Source organism: Lacibacter sp. H407, assembly GCF_037892605.1.
Lineage (GTDB): Bacteria > Bacteroidota > Bacteroidia > Chitinophagales > Chitinophagaceae > Lacibacter.
In genome coordinates, this window is the sequence record NZ_JBBKTU010000001.1 from 1,582,866 (window position 1) to 1,602,257 (window position 19,392).

The 19,392-nt window shown below is 41.3% G+C and carries 10 protein-coding genes; 6 read left to right on the plus strand and 4 right to left on the minus strand.

Going from position 1 to position 19,392, the window contains the following annotated elements:
- Positions 1–16: 16 nt before the first annotated feature.
- From WG989_RS06955 to WG989_RS06970, 4 genes are all read right to left on the minus strand, one after another.
- Positions 17–3,367, minus strand: a complete 3,351-nt coding sequence (locus WG989_RS06955; RefSeq protein WP_340428280.1) for a VCBS repeat-containing protein — start codon at positions 3,365–3,367, stop codon at positions 17–19.
- Positions 3,368–3,389: 22 nt separating this feature from the next.
- The gene (locus tag WG989_RS06960; RefSeq protein WP_340428281.1) at positions 3,390–4,853 is read right to left on the minus strand and encodes a vanadium-dependent haloperoxidase; all 1,464 of its coding nucleotides are present in this window, start codon (positions 4,851–4,853) and stop codon (positions 3,390–3,392) included.
- Positions 4,854–4,978: 125 nt separating this feature from the next.
- Complete coding sequence (locus tag WG989_RS06965; RefSeq protein ID WP_340428282.1) at positions 4,979–6,763, minus strand: RagB/SusD family nutrient uptake outer membrane protein; 1,785 nt, start codon at positions 6,761–6,763, stop codon at positions 4,979–4,981.
- Between the two features lie 18 nt (positions 6,764–6,781).
- On the minus strand, positions 6,782–9,928 hold the full coding sequence (locus WG989_RS06970) for a SusC/RagA family TonB-linked outer membrane protein (RefSeq protein ID WP_340428283.1): 3,147 nt from the start codon (positions 9,926–9,928) through the stop codon (positions 6,782–6,784).
- Positions 9,929–10,505: 577 nt separating this feature from the next.
- Here WG989_RS06970 and WG989_RS06975 point away from each other — a divergent pair.
- From WG989_RS06975 to WG989_RS07000, 6 genes are all read left to right on the plus strand, one after another.
- Complete coding sequence (locus tag WG989_RS06975) at positions 10,506–11,537, plus strand: LacI family DNA-binding transcriptional regulator (protein WP_340428284.1); 1,032 nt, start codon at positions 10,506–10,508, stop codon at positions 11,535–11,537.
- A gap of 26 nt (positions 11,538–11,563) precedes the next feature.
- Positions 11,564–12,592, plus strand: a complete 1,029-nt coding sequence (locus tag WG989_RS06980) for a LacI family DNA-binding transcriptional regulator (protein WP_340428285.1) — start codon at positions 11,564–11,566, stop codon at positions 12,590–12,592.
- A gap of 19 nt (positions 12,593–12,611) precedes the next feature.
- Positions 12,612–14,750, plus strand: coding sequence for an alpha-glucuronidase family glycosyl hydrolase (locus tag WG989_RS06985; RefSeq protein WP_340428287.1), 2,139 nt, complete (start codon positions 12,612–12,614; stop codon positions 14,748–14,750).
- A gap of 94 nt (positions 14,751–14,844) precedes the next feature.
- On the plus strand, positions 14,845–15,615 hold the full coding sequence (locus tag WG989_RS06990; protein ID WP_340428289.1) for an SDR family NAD(P)-dependent oxidoreductase: 771 nt from the start codon (positions 14,845–14,847) through the stop codon (positions 15,613–15,615).
- A gap of 115 nt (positions 15,616–15,730) precedes the next feature.
- Positions 15,731–18,247 (plus strand): glycosyl hydrolase 115 family protein, encoded by a 2,517-nt coding sequence (locus WG989_RS06995; protein ID WP_340428290.1) that lies wholly within the window; start codon positions 15,731–15,733, stop codon positions 18,245–18,247.
- Between the two features lie 30 nt (positions 18,248–18,277).
- On the plus strand, positions 18,278–19,390 hold the full coding sequence (locus WG989_RS07000) for an endo-1,4-beta-xylanase (RefSeq protein WP_340428291.1): 1,113 nt from the start codon (positions 18,278–18,280) through the stop codon (positions 19,388–19,390).
- Positions 19,391–19,392 lie beyond the last annotated feature (2 nt).

A 19,392-nucleotide genomic window follows, 5' to 3' on the forward strand; every position in this document is an offset into this window, starting at 1 on the left:
GCATGAAATAATTCAATTAGTTGCGCTTTTCAAAAACACGCAGGCGGTCATTGTTCGAACTTACAAGAATAGCGGAGCGATTTCCTGTATTGATCAACTGAATATCCTTTACATTATAGGGAACAAAAAATCCACTTGCCATTGGCATGTAACTTTTGAATTCGTTATTGCCTAACCCTTTCAGAAAAACACCCGGAGAAGCATCAGCAGGAGTAGTTTCCACTTCCACATCAAATTTATTTCCTGCCATGAGAATGTCTTTAATGCCATCTCCATCAAAATCTTTTACAATAATGCCGTTAACTGTTGAAAGCTGTGCCTCCATCGGCAACTTCTTTGCGGTGAACTTTCCTTTTTCGTTCACAAATACGACTGTAGAAAAAAGATGGGCTTGATGATGCAGAGCTGATTTTAAAGCATCATCACCTAAAATACCTGTGAGATCACTTTCTGCAAACGATAAGTAAGTTGGAAATTTTTCTGTGATCATCGGGCATTGTTGCGATGTACATTCTCTTCCACGGATCGGAACCATTTTATTGCTCAGATGCTTGGCAAGAAAAATATCGTTGGTACCATTGCCGTCAAAATCTTTTGCATACACTTCAAATGGTTTTTCAATGCTTGCCTGGAACTTATAATTTTCTCCAAGGTTACCCGCAATTAAATCAAGATCACCATCACCATCAATATCATCTGCTACCAGTTTGTTCCACCAACCTGCTGTTTGATCAACGCCGTAGTTGACGGAAACATCTTTCATTTTTCCTTTTGTGTATTCAAATACTTTAACAGGCATCCATTCGCCGGCCAATATTAACTCAACTTTTTTATCACCATTTAAATCAGCTCCGATCGCTGATTTAACCATGCCGATATTGAGCAAGTCCGGCGCCAGTTCATTTGTTTTGTCAACAAACTTTCCTTTTTCGTTGATCAATAAATAGCTTGTTGGCGGATAAGGATATTTATGTGCCATTACTTCTCCACCTCTGAATAAATCAAGATCGCCATCACCATCAACATCAAATGCAACTACACATGATCCACTGCTGATAGTGGCAGGCAGAACCGATTTTGTAAAATTTCCTTTGCCATCATTGATGTACAATCGATCCTGATACATACCGGAACCTTCATTAAATTCACTGCCACCGCTTACCACATAAAGATCCAGATCTTTATCACCGTCTGCATCAAACAGCAACGTACCCATGTCTTCATATTTCTTATCTGCGTCAAACGCAGCAATAGTTTGTTTTACAAACGTTCCATTTAACTGCAAATACAAACTACCCGATTGATCTTTTGCTCCGCCAATAAAAAAATCTTCTGTACCATCAGCATTTACATCACCAGTAGCAACGAAGGGACCACTGCGGCTGAATTCATGCGGTAGTAATACCTGGTCAACATATTCATCCAGCTTATTTTCAGTATGCAGAAATGGAGTTGAAAGAAATTGATTGGTTACTTCAGCAAATAAGGGATCGTACACATAACGAGGATTACCTGATTGGACGGCTTGTTGATAGTTTACTTTTACAACCTGGTTCGTGGTAAGATTTTGCAAGCTGTTTGATTTTCCATCGGGCCATACAATTACTGCACTGTCGATCTTGTTAGTTTTTCCAACACCAAAATGTACAACAGGATCGTTGGACGAAAGATAGCCACGCACTGTTTTTTGTTGAAAGAATTGCTGCAGCTTGCCTTCGTAATACAAAGAGATCTTTGCACCAATACCATCTCTGTTTTGTGCCGGACCCTCCATCTTCAAGCGCAGGAAATTATTTTTCTTATCAGTTACATTCTCGTACAGATCAGATTCTCCATCAAGATTGTTGATCACAAGATCGAGATCACCATCATTATCAAAATCAGCAACAGCAGCTCCGTTTGAAAACGTACTGTCTTTGAAGCCCCATGCTTCAGAAACATTTTCAAATTTCAGTCCGCCTTTATTTTTGAAAAGATAATTCCTCACTTTAATGGGATCATAGATACTCATGTATTCTTTAAATCCTTTTGAAAACATTTCTTCAGCCGAGTTGTACTTGTTCATGTTTGCACGGATGTACATTTCCTGCTTTTGCTGAATATCTCCATCGAACAGATCACGACGGTATCCATTGGCAACGAAAATATCCCTGTATCCATCGTTATCAAAATCAGATGCAAGTGTAGACCAGCTCCATTCGGTTTTCGAAATACCTGCCATTTGCGATACATCACTGAAAAATCCATTACCATGATTCAGGTGAAGCACATTGTGCATGTATTGTTTGTGAAAACCGCTGTCAACGATCGCCCAAAATCCCTGCACATCCATACGTGGCATGGAAACTTTGGAACGCTTATAATTTTCCGGAAGCATTTCCATCACCAGAATATCTTCAAATCCATCGTTGTTGAGATCGGCGATATCAGCGCCCATGGAAAAAAGCGAAAGATGATTGGTCATCGATTTCACTTCATCTTTAAACGTTCCGTTTTTTTGATTGATGTAGATGTAATCATTATCGGCATAATCGTTGGAAACAAAAATATCTTCCCAACCATCGTTATTGAGATCGGCAGTAACTACCGACAATGCATAGCCGAAATTATTTTTGATCCCTGCCTGTTTCCCGATCTCAGTGAACTTGCCATTATCATTCCGGTACAATTTATCCCTGCAAAGATCCGGAGGGTTTCGTTTGCCGGATACCATTCGTGAAAGACCTAAGTAGAATGAATCGGGACGGTTGGTTAGATACATGTCCAGATCATTATCATTATCCATATCAAAAAAAGCCGCATTGATCGAATAACTCTTGTCGTCCAGTCCGTATTTTTTTGCTTCTTCTTTAAATGTGAGATCGCCATTGTTAACGAATAACAGGTTTGTCCGTTCTTCATCTGTATCCTTATAACCACCTCTGCAAACATAGATGTCCATAAACCCATCGCTGTTGATATCAACAAACGTTACACCGTTATCCCAACCCTTGCCACCATCAACATTTGCAGTGCTGGTAATATCTTTAAACTTCATTCCCCCTTGGTTGAGGTATAGTTTATTAGGCACTTCATTTCCTGTAAAATAAATATCCATCAATCCATCGTTGTTCACATCTGCTGTGGCTACGCCGGCACCATTGTACACATACGCAAATGTGTCGAAATAATTACGATGGTAATTTTCTTCTACCATGTTGGTAAAATTGATGCCACTTTGCGATGTAGTCACTTTATTAAAAACAGGATCGGCAGAAGATGTGGTGGTATCTCCCGTAGTATTTTTTTCTTTACATCCTGATGAAAGGATGAGTATGAACATGCCAATGATACATGCAGTGCATGCGAATACAGTTTTTCTTGTCATCTTATTTCGTTTTACTGAGTGTTCAGTTTTTTTCGCCTGTGTGGTATAAATATTTCTGCCACACCAGTGCAGCAACATTACGTCCTAACTTCAAGCCTTCTTCATTTTCACATTGAATATGATAGCCTCCCAACACTCTTGATAGACCAGCCATATTCGCTGTTTCAGTAAATGTGGGAAATGATAAAGTTACTTCAGCTCCTGTATGTTCTGGCTCAGTCATTTCACCAGGTTTACGTTTTACCTCCACTCCAAATTTATCGCTCCCGGTAAAGAGCCGCAGAATTTCGGCACAGGCACCACTGATAGTACTATGACCTGAAATGTAACTAGGGAAAGGCGGACATAAAAATGTTTCGGGGGAATAGGGTCGCCATTCCTGTCCCGGCATTTCAATCATTCCTTTATCAGGACCACCCCAACCTTTGATTGTTTTATCTTTAAAATAATAATGCACCAGTGTATAAGGTCGTGCAAAATCATATTCCATTTTTGTATCCCAACATGCAATAAAACCATCCATAGCAGCAGCTTCAACAGCAAAATACATTTTTACGTCCTGATCTAATGAATGGTTATCACGAATAGAAACATCCTGCGCAAAAATGAGCCAATGCCCTGCTTGTTGAACCGATTTTGGTCCGTCACGCATAAATTCCACCAATGCTTTTTGCTCATTGGAAAGTGCAGCTTGTAATTCCACTACTTCTTTCACTTCCTTTTCTAATTGTGCAGAGCCAATGGCAGGCGGAGGTTGACAACGAAACTGGCTGCCGGAGTCTAATAACAACGGCTTTACTTTACCCCAGTGTGGGGTTAAACAGGCGGGAGCAAATTTTCCGCCTTTACCGTCTGCAAAATATTTTGGCTGCCAACGTTTAATATCGATGAGTGTATCGGCGCTGTTGATGGGTATATAACCGGTATAATCTGAATAGACTTTTCCATTGGAGCCGGGCATTGTGCCTGTTTGATTGGATCCATCATTCAATCTTGCTTCGATAACTGTTTTGGCAGCAAGATTGCCAATACCCTCTGGTGTGGTTGGATCTGTTGAGTTATTATCCGGATCCAAACCAAATTCTTTCATTTTGTTGCGAAGCATTGTTGAATCGCTGTAAAAATATTCCAGCATAGCACGGTAAGCTGCATAGCTGATGGCAATTTCTTTGTTTTTTATTGTCCGTTCTTCTTCCGGTACCCGCTCAACCTGTTGCAGGTATAGGGGTCGGGCCTTTTCATCGTACCTCGACCATGCATCGAAAACAGCCGTCCACACAAGTCCCAACATTCGTGCTGTTACAGTAGGGCGTGGTCGAAATGTTTCGGTATCATTGGCAGTTGCTTCTAATGAGATTTTCCCCCATTGGTACGCTCTGTTATTGGTACCTGTTGGTTCTTCTGTAAGTTGTTTGTTGTTGCCGCTGCAAGAACAGAGAGCAACAACAAGAATAAAAAGTTGGATATAGCGACTCTTACCCTTCATAATAACAATACAATTAAAGTAAAATTTTTGGCAATAGGCTCTCTTTTTTAGAACAAACCGGGAACCAGACGAACTGGTTCCCGGTTTGCAAAGATTCTGATAGTATCGAACTGAACGATTAGTTCTTATTCATATCCCGGATTCTGTGGGAACTTTGGTCCTTCCGACACAAGGTTGATCTGCGTTTGTGGTATTGGCCGAAGCATATTAAATGGCTGAACACCGGCAGCACCTTCAGGATTATACAATTTTACACGATCCACCAGTTTCTTTGTACGGGCAAGATCCCACCAGCGGGTATCTTCTGCATACAATTCCCTGCTGCGTTCATCCAGAATAAAATCAAGTGTTATCTGACCGGCGGTAACCTGTTGTGCGATCACAGCGGCAGCGTATTCTGCGGGAGACTGATTTAATTTTAATGCGGAACGTGTACGTAACACATTGATCATATCCGCAGCATCCTGTAAAGTACCACCACCTTTCAACGCAGCTTCTGCAGCAATGAGGTACACTTCAGAGAAACGGAAGAGGATATATGGTCTGTCTGAATAGTCATTCAGATTTCCTCTTGTTGAGTCATCAAATTTCCGAACATTCGGATAGTAGCTCGCAGTATAAGGAACTGTAGCTCCCGGTAAGTGATTTGGTTCAAACATAATTCCTTTGAACGCCGCTCTTTCTGCCGGTGTAACCAGGCGATCACGCATCCAGATCGATGTATCAATACCGTTGATCAGCTGACCTCTTGGTGTTACTGCACCGTTGGATCCTCTTACAGACATTTCGGAGCTGTTAGAAAGCCAAACTGTTTGGAAGGTTCCTTCATAACGTGCATCTGTTGCTCTGTTAGCAAAGGCAACATCCATAATATACCTTGTGTTGGGGCGGATCCGTTGGAATGGACGACCATTGTTGATATCACGAACCGTAACATTAGCACCACCACCTGCCGGATAATTTGCATTGATAGTGGGATAGTTTGGACGCCAGAAGAAATTGGCTTTGTTTTCTGCTCCATTGGTAGCACCGGCACCTACTGCTGAGTTTTGACCGAACTTCAGATCTTTCGTATGATCGATCACCATCAATACTTCAGAACTGTATTCCTGTCCTTCTCTGAAAATATTTCCGAAATAAGGCAAGAGATTTAAACCGTAGGTTGCTTTGTTATCGATCAACGATTTTGAAATGGTATATGCTTGCTGAAAATCATTTGGCTGCGCTACTGTAGACCAACCTCTCCAGAGATGGGTTTTAGCCAAAAGGAACAGAGCGGTTGACTTGGTTGCCGGCTTACCTAAACCTGCTGCAGGTGTATTCGGTAAATCAGCAGCCGCTTCCGTTAGATCTTTGATGATCTGTGCATACACATCTGCAATTGGAGATGGTGCATCAGCAGCAGAGGCAGACGTATTGAAGGTTGTTTTTAATGGAACAGAACCAAACGTTGTTACCAAATAAAAGTAATTGAACGCACGCAGGAATTTAGCTTGTGCCAGCAACTGTGTTTTTTGTGCAGCCGGGATATTCGCAGCAGCACCATATTCCAATACACCGTTGGCTGTATTGATATTGATGAACAAGCCGTTCCAAAAACCTAAGTAATTATCGGTGTTACTTTTGATGACCGCATTGTTATATTCAAACCAGTGCTGTACATCAGCCGCAGCACCTTTCAGAGATTCATCAGTACCTGCGTTAAATAACTGGGTGAAAATTTGCGTACCCCAATGTCCACGGAAGCTGGAATAAATACCTGCAATTGCTCCCTGAATACCATCGGAGGTAGAAAAGAATGAGGGCGTAAACCCTGTTCTTGGCTGTTCGTCCAATAATTTCTTACAACCGGTGGCGGCAAGAAGCAAGGAGCCCAGAAACAGACTGAATATTATTTTCTTATGTTTCATACTATAAAGTTTAGAAGATTAAAATCGAACATTAACTCCAAAAATGATCTGACGTGAAGGAGGGACACCCATGCCTACAGTTATAGCACGTCCCTGAACAGGGTTCAAACCACCACCTTGGGAAGCCACCGCATTACCTGTACCATTACCTTCCGGATCAATACCTAAACCATCTCTTACCAACGGAGCCCATAAAATGAATGGATTCTGTGCTGATACATAGGCTCTGATTCCGCTTATTTTTGCTTTGCTCAAAAACTTCTCAGGGATATTATATCCGAAGTCAATTGTTCTGAGTTTAATGAAAGAACCATCACGATAAGTAAGCGTTGAAGTAAAGAGCAAGGCATCTTTACTTGCATCTGGCTGCGGGAATGCATTGGTTGGATTAGTTGGAGTCCAGTAATCAACTTTCAGTTGGTTTACACGGCTATTCAGGAAGAAGGGGTAACCGGCACCACCACCATCAGCAGACAGATAGTTAGCAACCACTGTTTGTCCGAAACGGCCAAACAGCACGATGTTCAGATCAAAATTTTTGAATTCAAAACGGTTGGATAAACCTGCTACAAGTTTTGGTTGGAAATTACCTACGATCTGCCTGTCAGCATCGTTAATCACGTTATCCTTATTTACATCTTCAATTTTGATATCACCAGGAGCAACTCCATATACAGTAGCCTGGGCTGCCTCAGATGTTTGCCAGATACCAACTTTTTTGTAATCAAAAATAGTCGTGATTGGTTGTCCAACAAACCATCCGTTGGCACGATCTTGTTGAAGTCCTAACTGCAACGCAACAATTTTTTCACGGTTAAAGAAGCCATTGAAATCAGTGGTCCATCTGAAACCGCTTTTGCTTTCGATATTGACACTGCTTACTGAAAACTCTAAACCATAGTTTGCAGTTTCGCCTACATTCACAAGGATGCTGTTCACACCATTACTGCGTGGCAACTCACGGTTCAACAGGATATCGGTTGTGTTGTTTCTGTAAAAATCAACAGAGCCCGTAATACGATTCTTCAACAAACCGAAATCAAGACCGATGTTGATGCCCGATGTTTTCTCCCATGTAAGATTTGGGTTCGGGCTCGTGTTAATAAGATAACCATTTACATAATTGACACCAATGGCCGTACCTGATCCGAAATTGTAGAAGTTGTTACCCAAGCTGCCCAATGTTGTGTATGCTCCGATACCAGCATTCGAACTGATACCCCAGCCGGCTCTTAATTTAAGGCTTGAAATAGCTGTAACATTCTGCATAAACTTCTCATTAGCGATATTCCAACCTAAAGAAAGGGCAGGATAGGTTACCCACTGATTACCGGGAGCCAACACAGATGCACCATCTGTACGCACCGTAGCAGTAAGGAGATATCTGTCATCAAACGAATACACAGCTCTGCCCATATAACCAATCAAAGCAGATTCATTGAAATTACCGCCCTGAGGGTTGATCGTATTTACCTGAAGCCAGTTATAATCCTGCAAAAAATCGGCAGGCACACCTTGTCCGTTAAATTGCTGTGCACGGAAATGATTTTTTTGAACTTCCTGAAGCGCTAACACTGTCAGTTTATGCTTACCGGCAAAGGTTTTATTATACTCCAATGAGTTATTGATCGTGTATTGCCATCCTTCTGAATTGTTCTGACTCAAGTTAGAACCGGCAGGAGTTGCATTGATGTTAAATACAGTGTTTGGTCCTGTATAGTTGCTTGCAAGTGTTTGCGACCAGCCATAACCAAATGTTGATTTGAATTTCAGATCTTTCAGGATCTTGATCTCAGCATAAAAATTATGCTGGAACTGATATCTCCTGTTAAATTCCTTGATCAGGTCGTTATTGCCAATAGCAGTAAGCGGATTGATCTGTGCGTTATCAACCCCTTGTAAAGCAGCGGGTTTAAAGTTAATTGTTCCATCGTCATTATAAGGCTTGTACAACGGCCCCAGTCTTGTACCTGCGCCGTATGCGTTTGTACCAAGTCTGTTGGCACGCAACAAAGTATTAAAGCTGGTAAATCCAACCTTAATGCGATCCGAAATTTTATGATCGATGTTTACATTAAAGGAATACCGGTTGAGGCTCTGGTCATGTATAATGCCGGTCTCATTGTAATAGCCCACACCAAAAGAGTATTGTGTTCTGTCGGTACCTCCTCTAACACTTATGTCGTGACTGGTACGAATCCCTTGTGTCAACAACAGATCCTGCCAATCGGTGCTCACACCTGCCGCAAGGTTTGCCTGTTCCGTTGCATTTAATGCATAAGGATTGTTGTTGGCAGGGTTTGGTTGACCTTGTCTTGCATCTGTTTTAAACTGCGCATATTCTTCACCATTAAACAAACGATACGTGCCAATTGCATTTACAACACCTACATACCCGTTATAGGTTGCGGTTGCTTTTTGCGAAGTACCACGTTTGGTTGTAATGATGATTACACCATTAGAACCACGTGATCCGTAAATAGCTGTTGCAGACGCATCTTTTAAGATATCCAGACTCGCAATGTTATCCGGATTAATATCATTCACACTACCTCCATACACCATTCCGTCAACTACAATCAACGGATTGTTGTTGCCGGTAAGTGAACGGTTACCACGAATGCGGATTTGACCCCCTGCGCCAATCTGCGTGCTGTTATTCACAATATCAACACCCGGAGCACGCCCTTGTAGCTGGTTAAAAATATTCGGCGCCTTGATCTCGTTCAAGGTTTCACCTTTAATTGTAATAGTAGATCCGGTTACATCTTTTTTGCGTTGTGTGCCATAACCGATAACAACCACTTCTTCAAGTGCTTCGCCACCTACTACCAGATCAATGGTAATGGTGGTCTGGTCGCCGATGCGAACTTCTTTGTCAGCATAACCTACCGCTGAAACTACCAAGGTGTTTCCTCTGGAAGCACTGATCGTGAAGGCACCATTATTATCGGTGGTGGTTCCTTTGTTGGTTCCTTTAAGAGTGATCGAAGCACCACTTAATGGAGTGCCATTTTCACCGTTCACTGTACCTTTTACAGTAATGTCTTGAGCTGATACCTGATTTGGTATGAGCAATACCTGTAACAGGATCGCAAATACAAAAGCAGGAAAATTTGCCGCCAGTTTTTTGAATAGGGGCAAACTGATTTTTTTCTTTGGCATAGTCAATTCTAGTTTTGAGTTTAACAGTTAAATTATGAGCAGTGTGAAGAGAAAAAGTAATGCGATCCTATGGGTCAGGATGAGGGAAATAAATCAAGGAAACAAAGTGCTGTTGCGGGAAGTCGTGACTGACAGGCGTATTATACAATAGAGAAACTGCACTCGAATGCAAAGACCTGAATTTGTCTTTGAAGAAGGCAGTCGTGAAAATTACACGCAAGGCAATCAATCTTCTCATATCAGCAGTTATCGTTAAACCACAATCCGATTGGTGTTGGATGTGGTGATTTTAAGTTGCAATCGGTTGCATAAACCTCTAAAAAAATAGCATTAAATCCAGTTAATGCCGCAAAGAATATTTTCTTCGGTGCTCAATCTTTATTAATTGATTAAATGAAAAAATTTCCTCTCTAGTGAAATGCAAATAAAGCGGCAGAGTACACTTAAAACTACCCTGACTACTTAAGTTCCGAAAGCTAATGTAGGAATTATTTTTAAAAATGCAACCGATTACATTAATTTTTTAAAAAAACTTCTACCTTAGAGCGATCAACCATATTTTTCTTCTGCTTCTAAGATGCATAAAGATGTAACTATTTACGACCTTGCCCGTGAGCTTAACTTATCGCCTGCTACTATCAGCAGGGGGCTAAAGAAGAGCAATGCCGTTAATGATGATACTCTGGCCCGGATATTAAACAAAGCAGAAGAGATGGGCTACCGTCACAACAACTTTGCCAGTAGTCTCCGCAACAGACGAACACAAACCATTGGCGTCATCGTTCACCGGATGAATAGCTATTTTATGGCAACGGTGGTGGCCGGCATTGAAGATGTTGCGAGGAAAGAGGGATATCATATAATCATCACGCAGTCATTGGAAAAAAAAGAGTTGGAGAAAACGAATGCTCAAACTTTGTTCGACAAACGAGTGGACGGTTTACTGATTTCTCTTGCATTCGATACCACTGATCTCACACATTTGGAGCCCTTCTTTGATAAACATATTCCGGTAATTTCCTTTGACCGGCCGTTACCCTCTGATAAAAGTGCCTGTGTAGTAATTGATAATTATCAGGCCGCCCACAATGCGGTAACCCATCTAATTGCGCAGGGATGCAGTCGCATTATGCATATTGGCGGAAATTTATTGAGAGATGTTTATGCAGAACGACTCAGGGGTTACAGGCAGTCGCTGGAAGATAATAACATCGCCTACGATGAACATCTTGTTTTTATCTGCGAATTGAATGAGCAGGATGGCATCGATGCCGCCAACTATATTCTTTCATTAAGCATGCGTGAACGACCAGATGCCGTATTTTGTGCTAACGACGTTTCGGCTGCATACTGCATGAGTCGGTTAAAAGAGCATGGCATTAAAATACCGGAAGAGATTGCTTTTGTTGGGTTTAACAACGATGCGTTAAGCAGAGTGATCGAACCAAACTTAACAACGATTGATAACCCGGGTTATGCGATTGGCGAAGCGGCTGCAACAGGATTGTTCAATGTTTTGAAAGGCGATGAAACAGCACTGAAAACAAACAAGCTTGTGTTGAAGTCACCCCTTTTAGTAAGAGCGTCATCGAAACGATTGAAAGGTTAGCGTATTTTTCAAAACCAACCAGAGCCATGAAAGAAAAAAAGGAAGTTACTATTTATGATATTGCACAGTTGCTGGATCTTTCTACTGCAACCATCAGCCGTGCGCTGAAAGATCATCCGGCGATCAGTAAGGTTACAAAAAAGAAAATTCAGGATGCAGCGAAAGAAATGGGGTACCGTCATAATAACTTTGCCAGTAACCTGCGCAAACAAAAGACAAACACCATCGGTATTATCGTTCATGAATTGAACAGTAACTTCATAACATCTGTATTGGCAGGTATTGAGAAGATCAGTACCGAAGCAGGTTACGACCTGATCATAACACACTCCTCCGAAAGTTTTAAAAAAGAGGCTGCCAATGTACTCAACTTATTTCACAAAAGGGTGGATGGCATTATTGCTTCACTATCTTTTGATACAAAGGGGTTGGATCATTTTCAGCCTTTCTTCGATAAAAATATTCCGGTTATCTTTTTTGACAGGGTGGAAGAAAATTCAGATAACGCCAAAGTGGTGATCGATAACTATAAAAGCGGTTACCAGGCAACGAATCATTTAATTGAGCAGGGTTGTAAAAAGATCGTGATTGTAACAGCCAATCTAAATCGGAACGTTTATTCGCAACGCTTCAAAGGGTATAAAGATGCGTTGTTTGATCACAGTATTCCATTCGACGAAAGTCTTGTGCTTATCAAAGATCTGAGTGAAAAATGCGGTCGTGAAGCTGCTTTACAGATCATGGAAATGCATCCTATGCCGGATGCAGCATTTATCACCAATGATTTTTCGGCTGCTGTATGTATTAAAACATTGAAAGAACATGGCTACCGCATTCCTGAAGATATTGCCATTGTTGGCTTTAATAACGATGCGATCAGCACATTGATTGAACCCCAACTTACCACCATCGACTATCCCGGTATTGATATCGGCGAAATTGCTGCACGTAATTTAATTGCACACCTGAAAGGTGATATCAAGATCACACAGACAAACACCATCATTGTAAAGTCAGAATTAATTATCCGTCAATCCTCGCTTCGTAAAGGATGATGCTGTAATGATTACCAACATGAAGAGATTAAACGTATTGCTGCTGTTATTGATCTGTGGTTCGCTTGTACGGGCTGAGAATGGATATGATCTGTGGTTACGTTATGTGCCCATCAAAAACACATCTCTGCTTGTTCAATACAAAAAACAAATTGCAACACCTGTTGTACTGGGTTCATCAGCAACTGCGGCGGCAGCACGAAAAGAATTGTCAACTGCTTTTACTGGATTAACAAGAAACCGATACATAGTCAATAGTACGATCGCTTCATCAAGTGCATTCATAGCAGGCACTGTACAGTCATCTGCTGTTTTAGCTGCACTAGTTACAAAAGAAGAATTGAATCGCATTGGTGATGAAGGCTTCATCATAAAAGCAAAACCGGGCAAAACATTTATTACCGGCAATACAGATATAGCTGTGCTCTATGGTATTTTTCATTATTTGCGATTATTACAAACTAATCAGCAGGTTAGTAATCTCAATATTGTTTCAGTACCCAAGCTGAAATTACGTATGCTCAACCATTGGGATAATCTTAACCGCACAGTTGAGCGTGGCTATGCAGGATTTTCGATTTGGGATTGGCATCGGCTTCCTACGTTTATCGATCAACGTTATATTGATTATGCAAGAGCGAATGCATCTATCGGCATTAATGCTGTTGCATTAACAAACGTCAATGCAAATTCCATTATCCTTACGCCTGCTTATCTTGAAAAAGTAAAAAAACTGGCGGATGTATTTCGTCCATACGGTATAAAAGTATTTTTAACTGCACGCTTCAGTTCACCAATTGAACTCGGCAGATTGAAAACGGCTGATCCCTTGGACGCAACTGTACAACAATGGTGGACTGCAAAAGCGAATGAGATCTACTCACTCATTCCGGACTTTGGTGGGTTTTTGGTAAAAGCAAACAGCGAAGGACAACCCGGTCCGCAGGATTATAAACGTACCCATGCCGACGGTGCAAATATGTTGGCCGCTGCTGTAGCTCCGCATAAAGGAATTGTGATCTGGCGTGCATTTGTGTATGCAGCAGAAAATCCGGTTGATCGACACAAGCAGGCAAACGATGATTTTGTTCCGCTCGATGGAAAGTTTAATAGCAATGTAATGGTGCAGGTAAAGAATGGTGCCATTGATTTTATGCCACGTGAACCTTTTCATCCGTTGTTTGGTGCCATGCCGAAAACGCCGTTGATGATGGAATTCCAGGTAACACAGGAATATTTAGGGCAGGCAACCAATTGGGTTTTTCTTGCACCTTTATTTAAAGAGGTATTAGACAGCGACACCTATGCAAAAGGAAAAGGAAGCACGGTTGCGAAAGTGATCGATGGCAGTTTAGATGATCATGCACTGAATGGGATGACGGGTGTTGCAAACATCGGTAACGATATTAATTGGACAGGGCATCCAATGGCGCAGGCCAATTGGTATGCATTGGGACGACTGGCATGGGACTACAATACTACCAGTGATGCCATTGCAGATGAATGGCTGCGGATGACGTTTTCCAATGATGCTGCGTTTGTAGCAACAACAAAAAATGTGATGTTACGCAGCAGAGAAATTATGGTTGATTATATGAACCCGATTGGATTGCATCATATCATGGCAACAGGTCATCATTACGGCCCCGGTCCGTGGGTAAGTAATCTCAATCGTCCTGAATGGAATCCTGTTTATTATCACAAAGCAGATAGTGTGGGGATTGGTTTTAATCGCACTGCTACCGGCAGTAATGCAATTGGGCAATATCATCCTGAAGCAAGGAAACATTGGGAAGATATTTCAACAATCGATGAAAAGTATTTGCTTTGGTTTCATCATGCATCATGGACACATAAAATGAAAAGCGGCCGCAGCTTATGGAACGAACTTGTTTACAGATATTATACAGGTGCAGATAGTGTAAAATGGATGAAACAGGAATGGTTGAAACAACAATCAAAAATTGATGAGCAACGTTTCAGAGAAGTAAGCATGTTGCTCGATACGCAACTGGACGAAGCAAAGTGGTGGCGCAACGCATGTTTGCTCTACTTCCAGACCTTCTCCAAACAACCAATTCCTTCGAACTACGAACAGCCCGATAAAACATTAGACTATTATAAAAGTTTACGTTTCCCGTTTGCACCGGGCAACTAAACCCCTATCCCCTAAAGGGGGGATAAGAACTGAATTGTTCTAATAGTCTGACTAAATGAATTAATATTATTGTTTAACAAAACAAATAAAATAAATGAGTATTCAAAGCGCCCCTTTAGGGGATGGGGGTAAAAAAGTAGCGATTGTAACGGGAGGTGGATCAGGATTAGGATTAGCAATTGCGAAAGCATTTACAGCAAACAACGTCAAAACAATTATTGTTGGACGGGATGAAGAAAAATTAAAAGCCGCAAAAGCTGAATTGGGCGAAAATGGTTTTTATAAGACCTGCGACCTGAGTGACCTTTCATCTATTCCTGCTTTGATCGAAAATATTCTTGCTGAGTTTGGACAAATTGATATTCTGGTAAATAATGCAGGCATCAATCAAAAGAAAGTATTTGAAGAAGTAACCGATGAAGAATTTCAACGCATTCTTACAACAAACGTGACAGCTGTATTCAGCATCAGTCGTGAAGTGGTGAAAGATATGTTGAAACGAAAAAGTGGTTGCATCATCAACATCAGTTCAATGGCAGCACAATATGGATTGCCAAAAGTAATTGCATACAGTGCAAGCAAAACAGCGATCGATGGAATGACAAGAGCAATGGCGGTTGAGCTTTCACCAAATGGTATTCGTGTAAACGCAATTGCACCCGGGTTTATTTATAGTGCAATGACAGAAAAAGCATTGAACAGCGATCCCGAACGGAAAGCAAAAGTATTTAACCGCACACCAATGGGCCACATGGGACAACCCGAAGATATTGGTGGAGCAGCTTTATACTTAGCCAGTGATGCAGCAAAATATGTAACAGGTGTTGTGTTGCCGGTTGATGGTGGCAACAGCATTGGTTTCTAAAGTGATGAACGATTGATCTCAACCTGTTCTGTATTGCATGCAGTGCAGAACAGGTTTAATATAGAAAACAGGTATGAAAAAAACGATCTTGCTTGTCGTACTTTCTTGTGTTTGCATGTCATATAGCAATGCACAACTGCTTGCAGAAACTGCAAGCCCTTCGTCCTATGCGTTATCCAACGCTACAATTCTCGTTGATAAGGATGATCATGCTGTTGTAAACAAGTCGGCACTTTTTTTTGCAAGTGATATGCAATCGGTTACATTGAAACAATTGCCGATCAGCAATACCGTTTCAAATGCAACAGGTACAGCCATCATTATTGGTTCTGCTGACAAATCATCTTTCATCAAACAACTCATCCAACAAAAGAAAATCTCAGTTGCAGATATCAAAGGCAAGTGGGAAGCGTATAAGATACTTACTGTAAAAAATCCGGTAAAAGGAATTGATCAGGCGCTTGTAATTGTCGGCAGCGACAGAAGAGCAACAGCATTCGCTGTTTTTGAATTGAGTAAACAAATTGGTGTATCGCCCTGGTATTGGTGGGCCGATGTACCTGTTCAAACAAAAAAAGAAATCTATATCAATGCAAGTGCAACGATCAGCGATGCTCCAAAAGTGAAATACCGTGGCATCTTTATTAACGATGAAGCACCTGCACTCAGCAATTGGAGCAAAGAAAAATTCGGCGGCTTCAATTCAAAATTTTATGCAAAGGTGTTTGAGTTGATGCTTCGTTTAAAATCCAACTACATCTGGCCTGCTATGTGGGGCAATGCATTTTACGATGATGATTCACTCAATATAAAAGTTGCAGATGAATATGGCATTGTGATCGGTACATCACATCACGAGCCATTGATGCGTGCACATGCTGAATGGGCCAGATATGGCAAAAAACAAAAATGGAATTACGACAGTACAGAAGCCGGACTGAAAGAATTCTGGCGAGGTGGTATGCAGCGTGCATGGAACGAAAAAATTGTAAGCGTTGGTATGCGTGGTGATGGTGATGAACCAATGAGCAGGGAAACAGCTACCTCGCTTCTTGAGCGAATTGTAAAAGACCAACGAAAAATTATTGCAGATGTAACCGGCAAGCCGGCTGAAAAAACACCTCAACTCTGGGCTTTGTACAAAGAAGTGCAGGATTACTATGATAAAGGCATGCGAGTGCCCGATGATGTAACGCTTTTGTTGTGCGATGATAACTGGGGTAATCTACGCAAGTTGCCCAAAGTTGGAGAGAAGCCACGCAAAGGTGGTTACGGTATTTATTATCACTTCGATTATGTAGGTGGTCCACGTAATTACAAATGGCTTAATACAAATCCGCTGCCACGTATTTGGGAGCAGATGCATTTGGCATACGAGCATAATGTAAAAGATATCTGGATAGTAAATGTGGGTGATATCAAACCAATGGAACTTCCCATTTCGTTCTTTTTAGATTATGCATGGGATCCAACAAAGATTGACGCTGCAGAAATTCAAGCGTACACAGTAAAATGGGCTGCACAACAATTCGGAACAAAACATGCAACTGCTATTGCCGAACTGCTTGCGAAATATGCGAAGTACAATGGCAGAAGAAAACCTGAACTGCTGGACGACAGAACATACAGTTTATTTTATGGCGAATGGGAAAATGTAGTAAATGATTACAATGACTTACTTACCAAAGCAGAAGAGATCAACAGTGAATTAGCAGCCGAACAAAAAGACGCCTTCTTTCAACTGGTGCTGCATCCAATTAAAGCTTGTGCAAATCTCAACGACATGTATTACAACGTTGCGATGAATAAAGAGGCGTTTAAAGAAAAGTATGAATCAACTGTTGAATATGCTGATAGGGTAAAAGAGCTATACAACAAAGATTCGCTCATTACCATTGAATACCACAAACTCAATAACGGGAAGTGGAATCACATGATGAGTCAAACACATATTGGTTATACCTATTGGCAGCAACCTCCGTTTAACAGAATGCCGAAAGTGAATTATCTGCCGGAAGGCACTGTATTTAAAGATGAGATCATACAGATAGGCGCTGTACCCGCAGCAAAACCACCGGCTGATGCAAAGCCAAATAGTTTTATCGAACGATTTGCTGTTGTATCAATTGAAGCAGCGCATTTCACCAAAGCAAACAACAGCAAAACAATTTCATGGAAGCTGTTGCCCGATCATGGCAGAACAGGTGATGCAGTTACAACAGTTCCTGTAACAGCACCCGAACAGCAACCTTCCGCATCAACTCCGTTTCTGGAATATGAAATGTATACCTACAGTAAAGACAGTTTCACGATCCACGCATACTTCTCTCCTTCATTGAATTTTCATAATACAGAAAATGGTTTGCAGTATGCCATTTCTGTTGATGATGAAGCGCCACAAATCATCAGCCTGAATAAAGAAGATAAAAACAGCATCAGCGGTATCTGGAATAAATGGGTGGGCGAAAATATTATCATTAAAACAAGTAAACATAAGATCAACAAACCCGGTAAGCATGTGATCAAATACTGGATGGTGAACAGTGGCGTGGTATTGCAAAAATTGGTGGCTGATTTTGGTGACATGAAACCAAGTTATCTGGGTCCACCTGAAACAAGAATCAACAAATAATATTTATACATCTTGCCTAAATCAAAAAACATGAAAAAGTTCATTTCGAAATTCGCTGTTGCTGCAGCAATACTGGCTTGCTTTGCATACTGTACAAGCACAAGCAGAATGGGTGCTGCCGGCAATTCGCTGAAGGATGCCTATAAAAATGATTTCCTTATCGGCACTGCATTAAATACGCAACAGATCGAAGAACGAGACAGTAAAGCTAATGCATTGATCGTACAGCAGTTCAATGCTATTACCCCGGAAAATATTATGAAGGCAGAGATTATTCATCCTGAATGGGACAGATATAATTTTGACCTGGCCGATAAAATTATTGCGTATGGCGCAAAGAATAACATGAAAGTGAATGGCCATACACTCATCTGGCATAGTCAACTGCCGCAATTTGCAAGAAGAATTAAAGATGTTGATTCATTCAAAACATTTTTCACCAATCACATCAACACGGTTGCCAGCCGTTACAGCGGTAAGATCTTTTCATGGGATGTAGTGAACGAAGCATTGAACGAAGATGGCACTATGCGCAAATCAATCTTTCTTGACAGAATGGGAGATGGTTTTGTAACAGAAGCTTTCCGTCTTGCAGAAAAAGCATCCCCCGGTACTGAACTCTATTACAACGATTATAATAATGAACAACCAAAAAAACGTGAAGGTTGTCTTGCACTCGTGAAGAAAGTACAGGCTGCCGGTGTGCGTATTGATGGCGTAGGCATACAAGGCCACTGGCATTTAGGTCGTGTACCGTTCAAGGATATTGAAGAAAGTATTCTTGCTTATCATGCATTGGGTTTGAAGGTAATGATCACTGAGCTTGATATCGAAATGCTGCCCCGCAATTTTCAAGGTGCAGACGTTAATCAACGCCAGGCTTCCAATCCTGAATTGAATCCTTATGCAAATGGAATTCCCGACAGCTTACTGCAAAAACAGGCAAACGATTATGCCAACCTGTTCAAATTGTTTTTGAAACACAAGGATAAAATTACACGTGTTACTTTTTGGGGTGTTGATGATGGACAAAGCTGGCTTAACGGATGGCCGGTGCGTGGCAGAACGAATTATCCTTTGCTGTTCGATCGTGCATTTCAACCCAAACCTGCATATCATGCAGTAATGGCTTTAAAAAAATAATT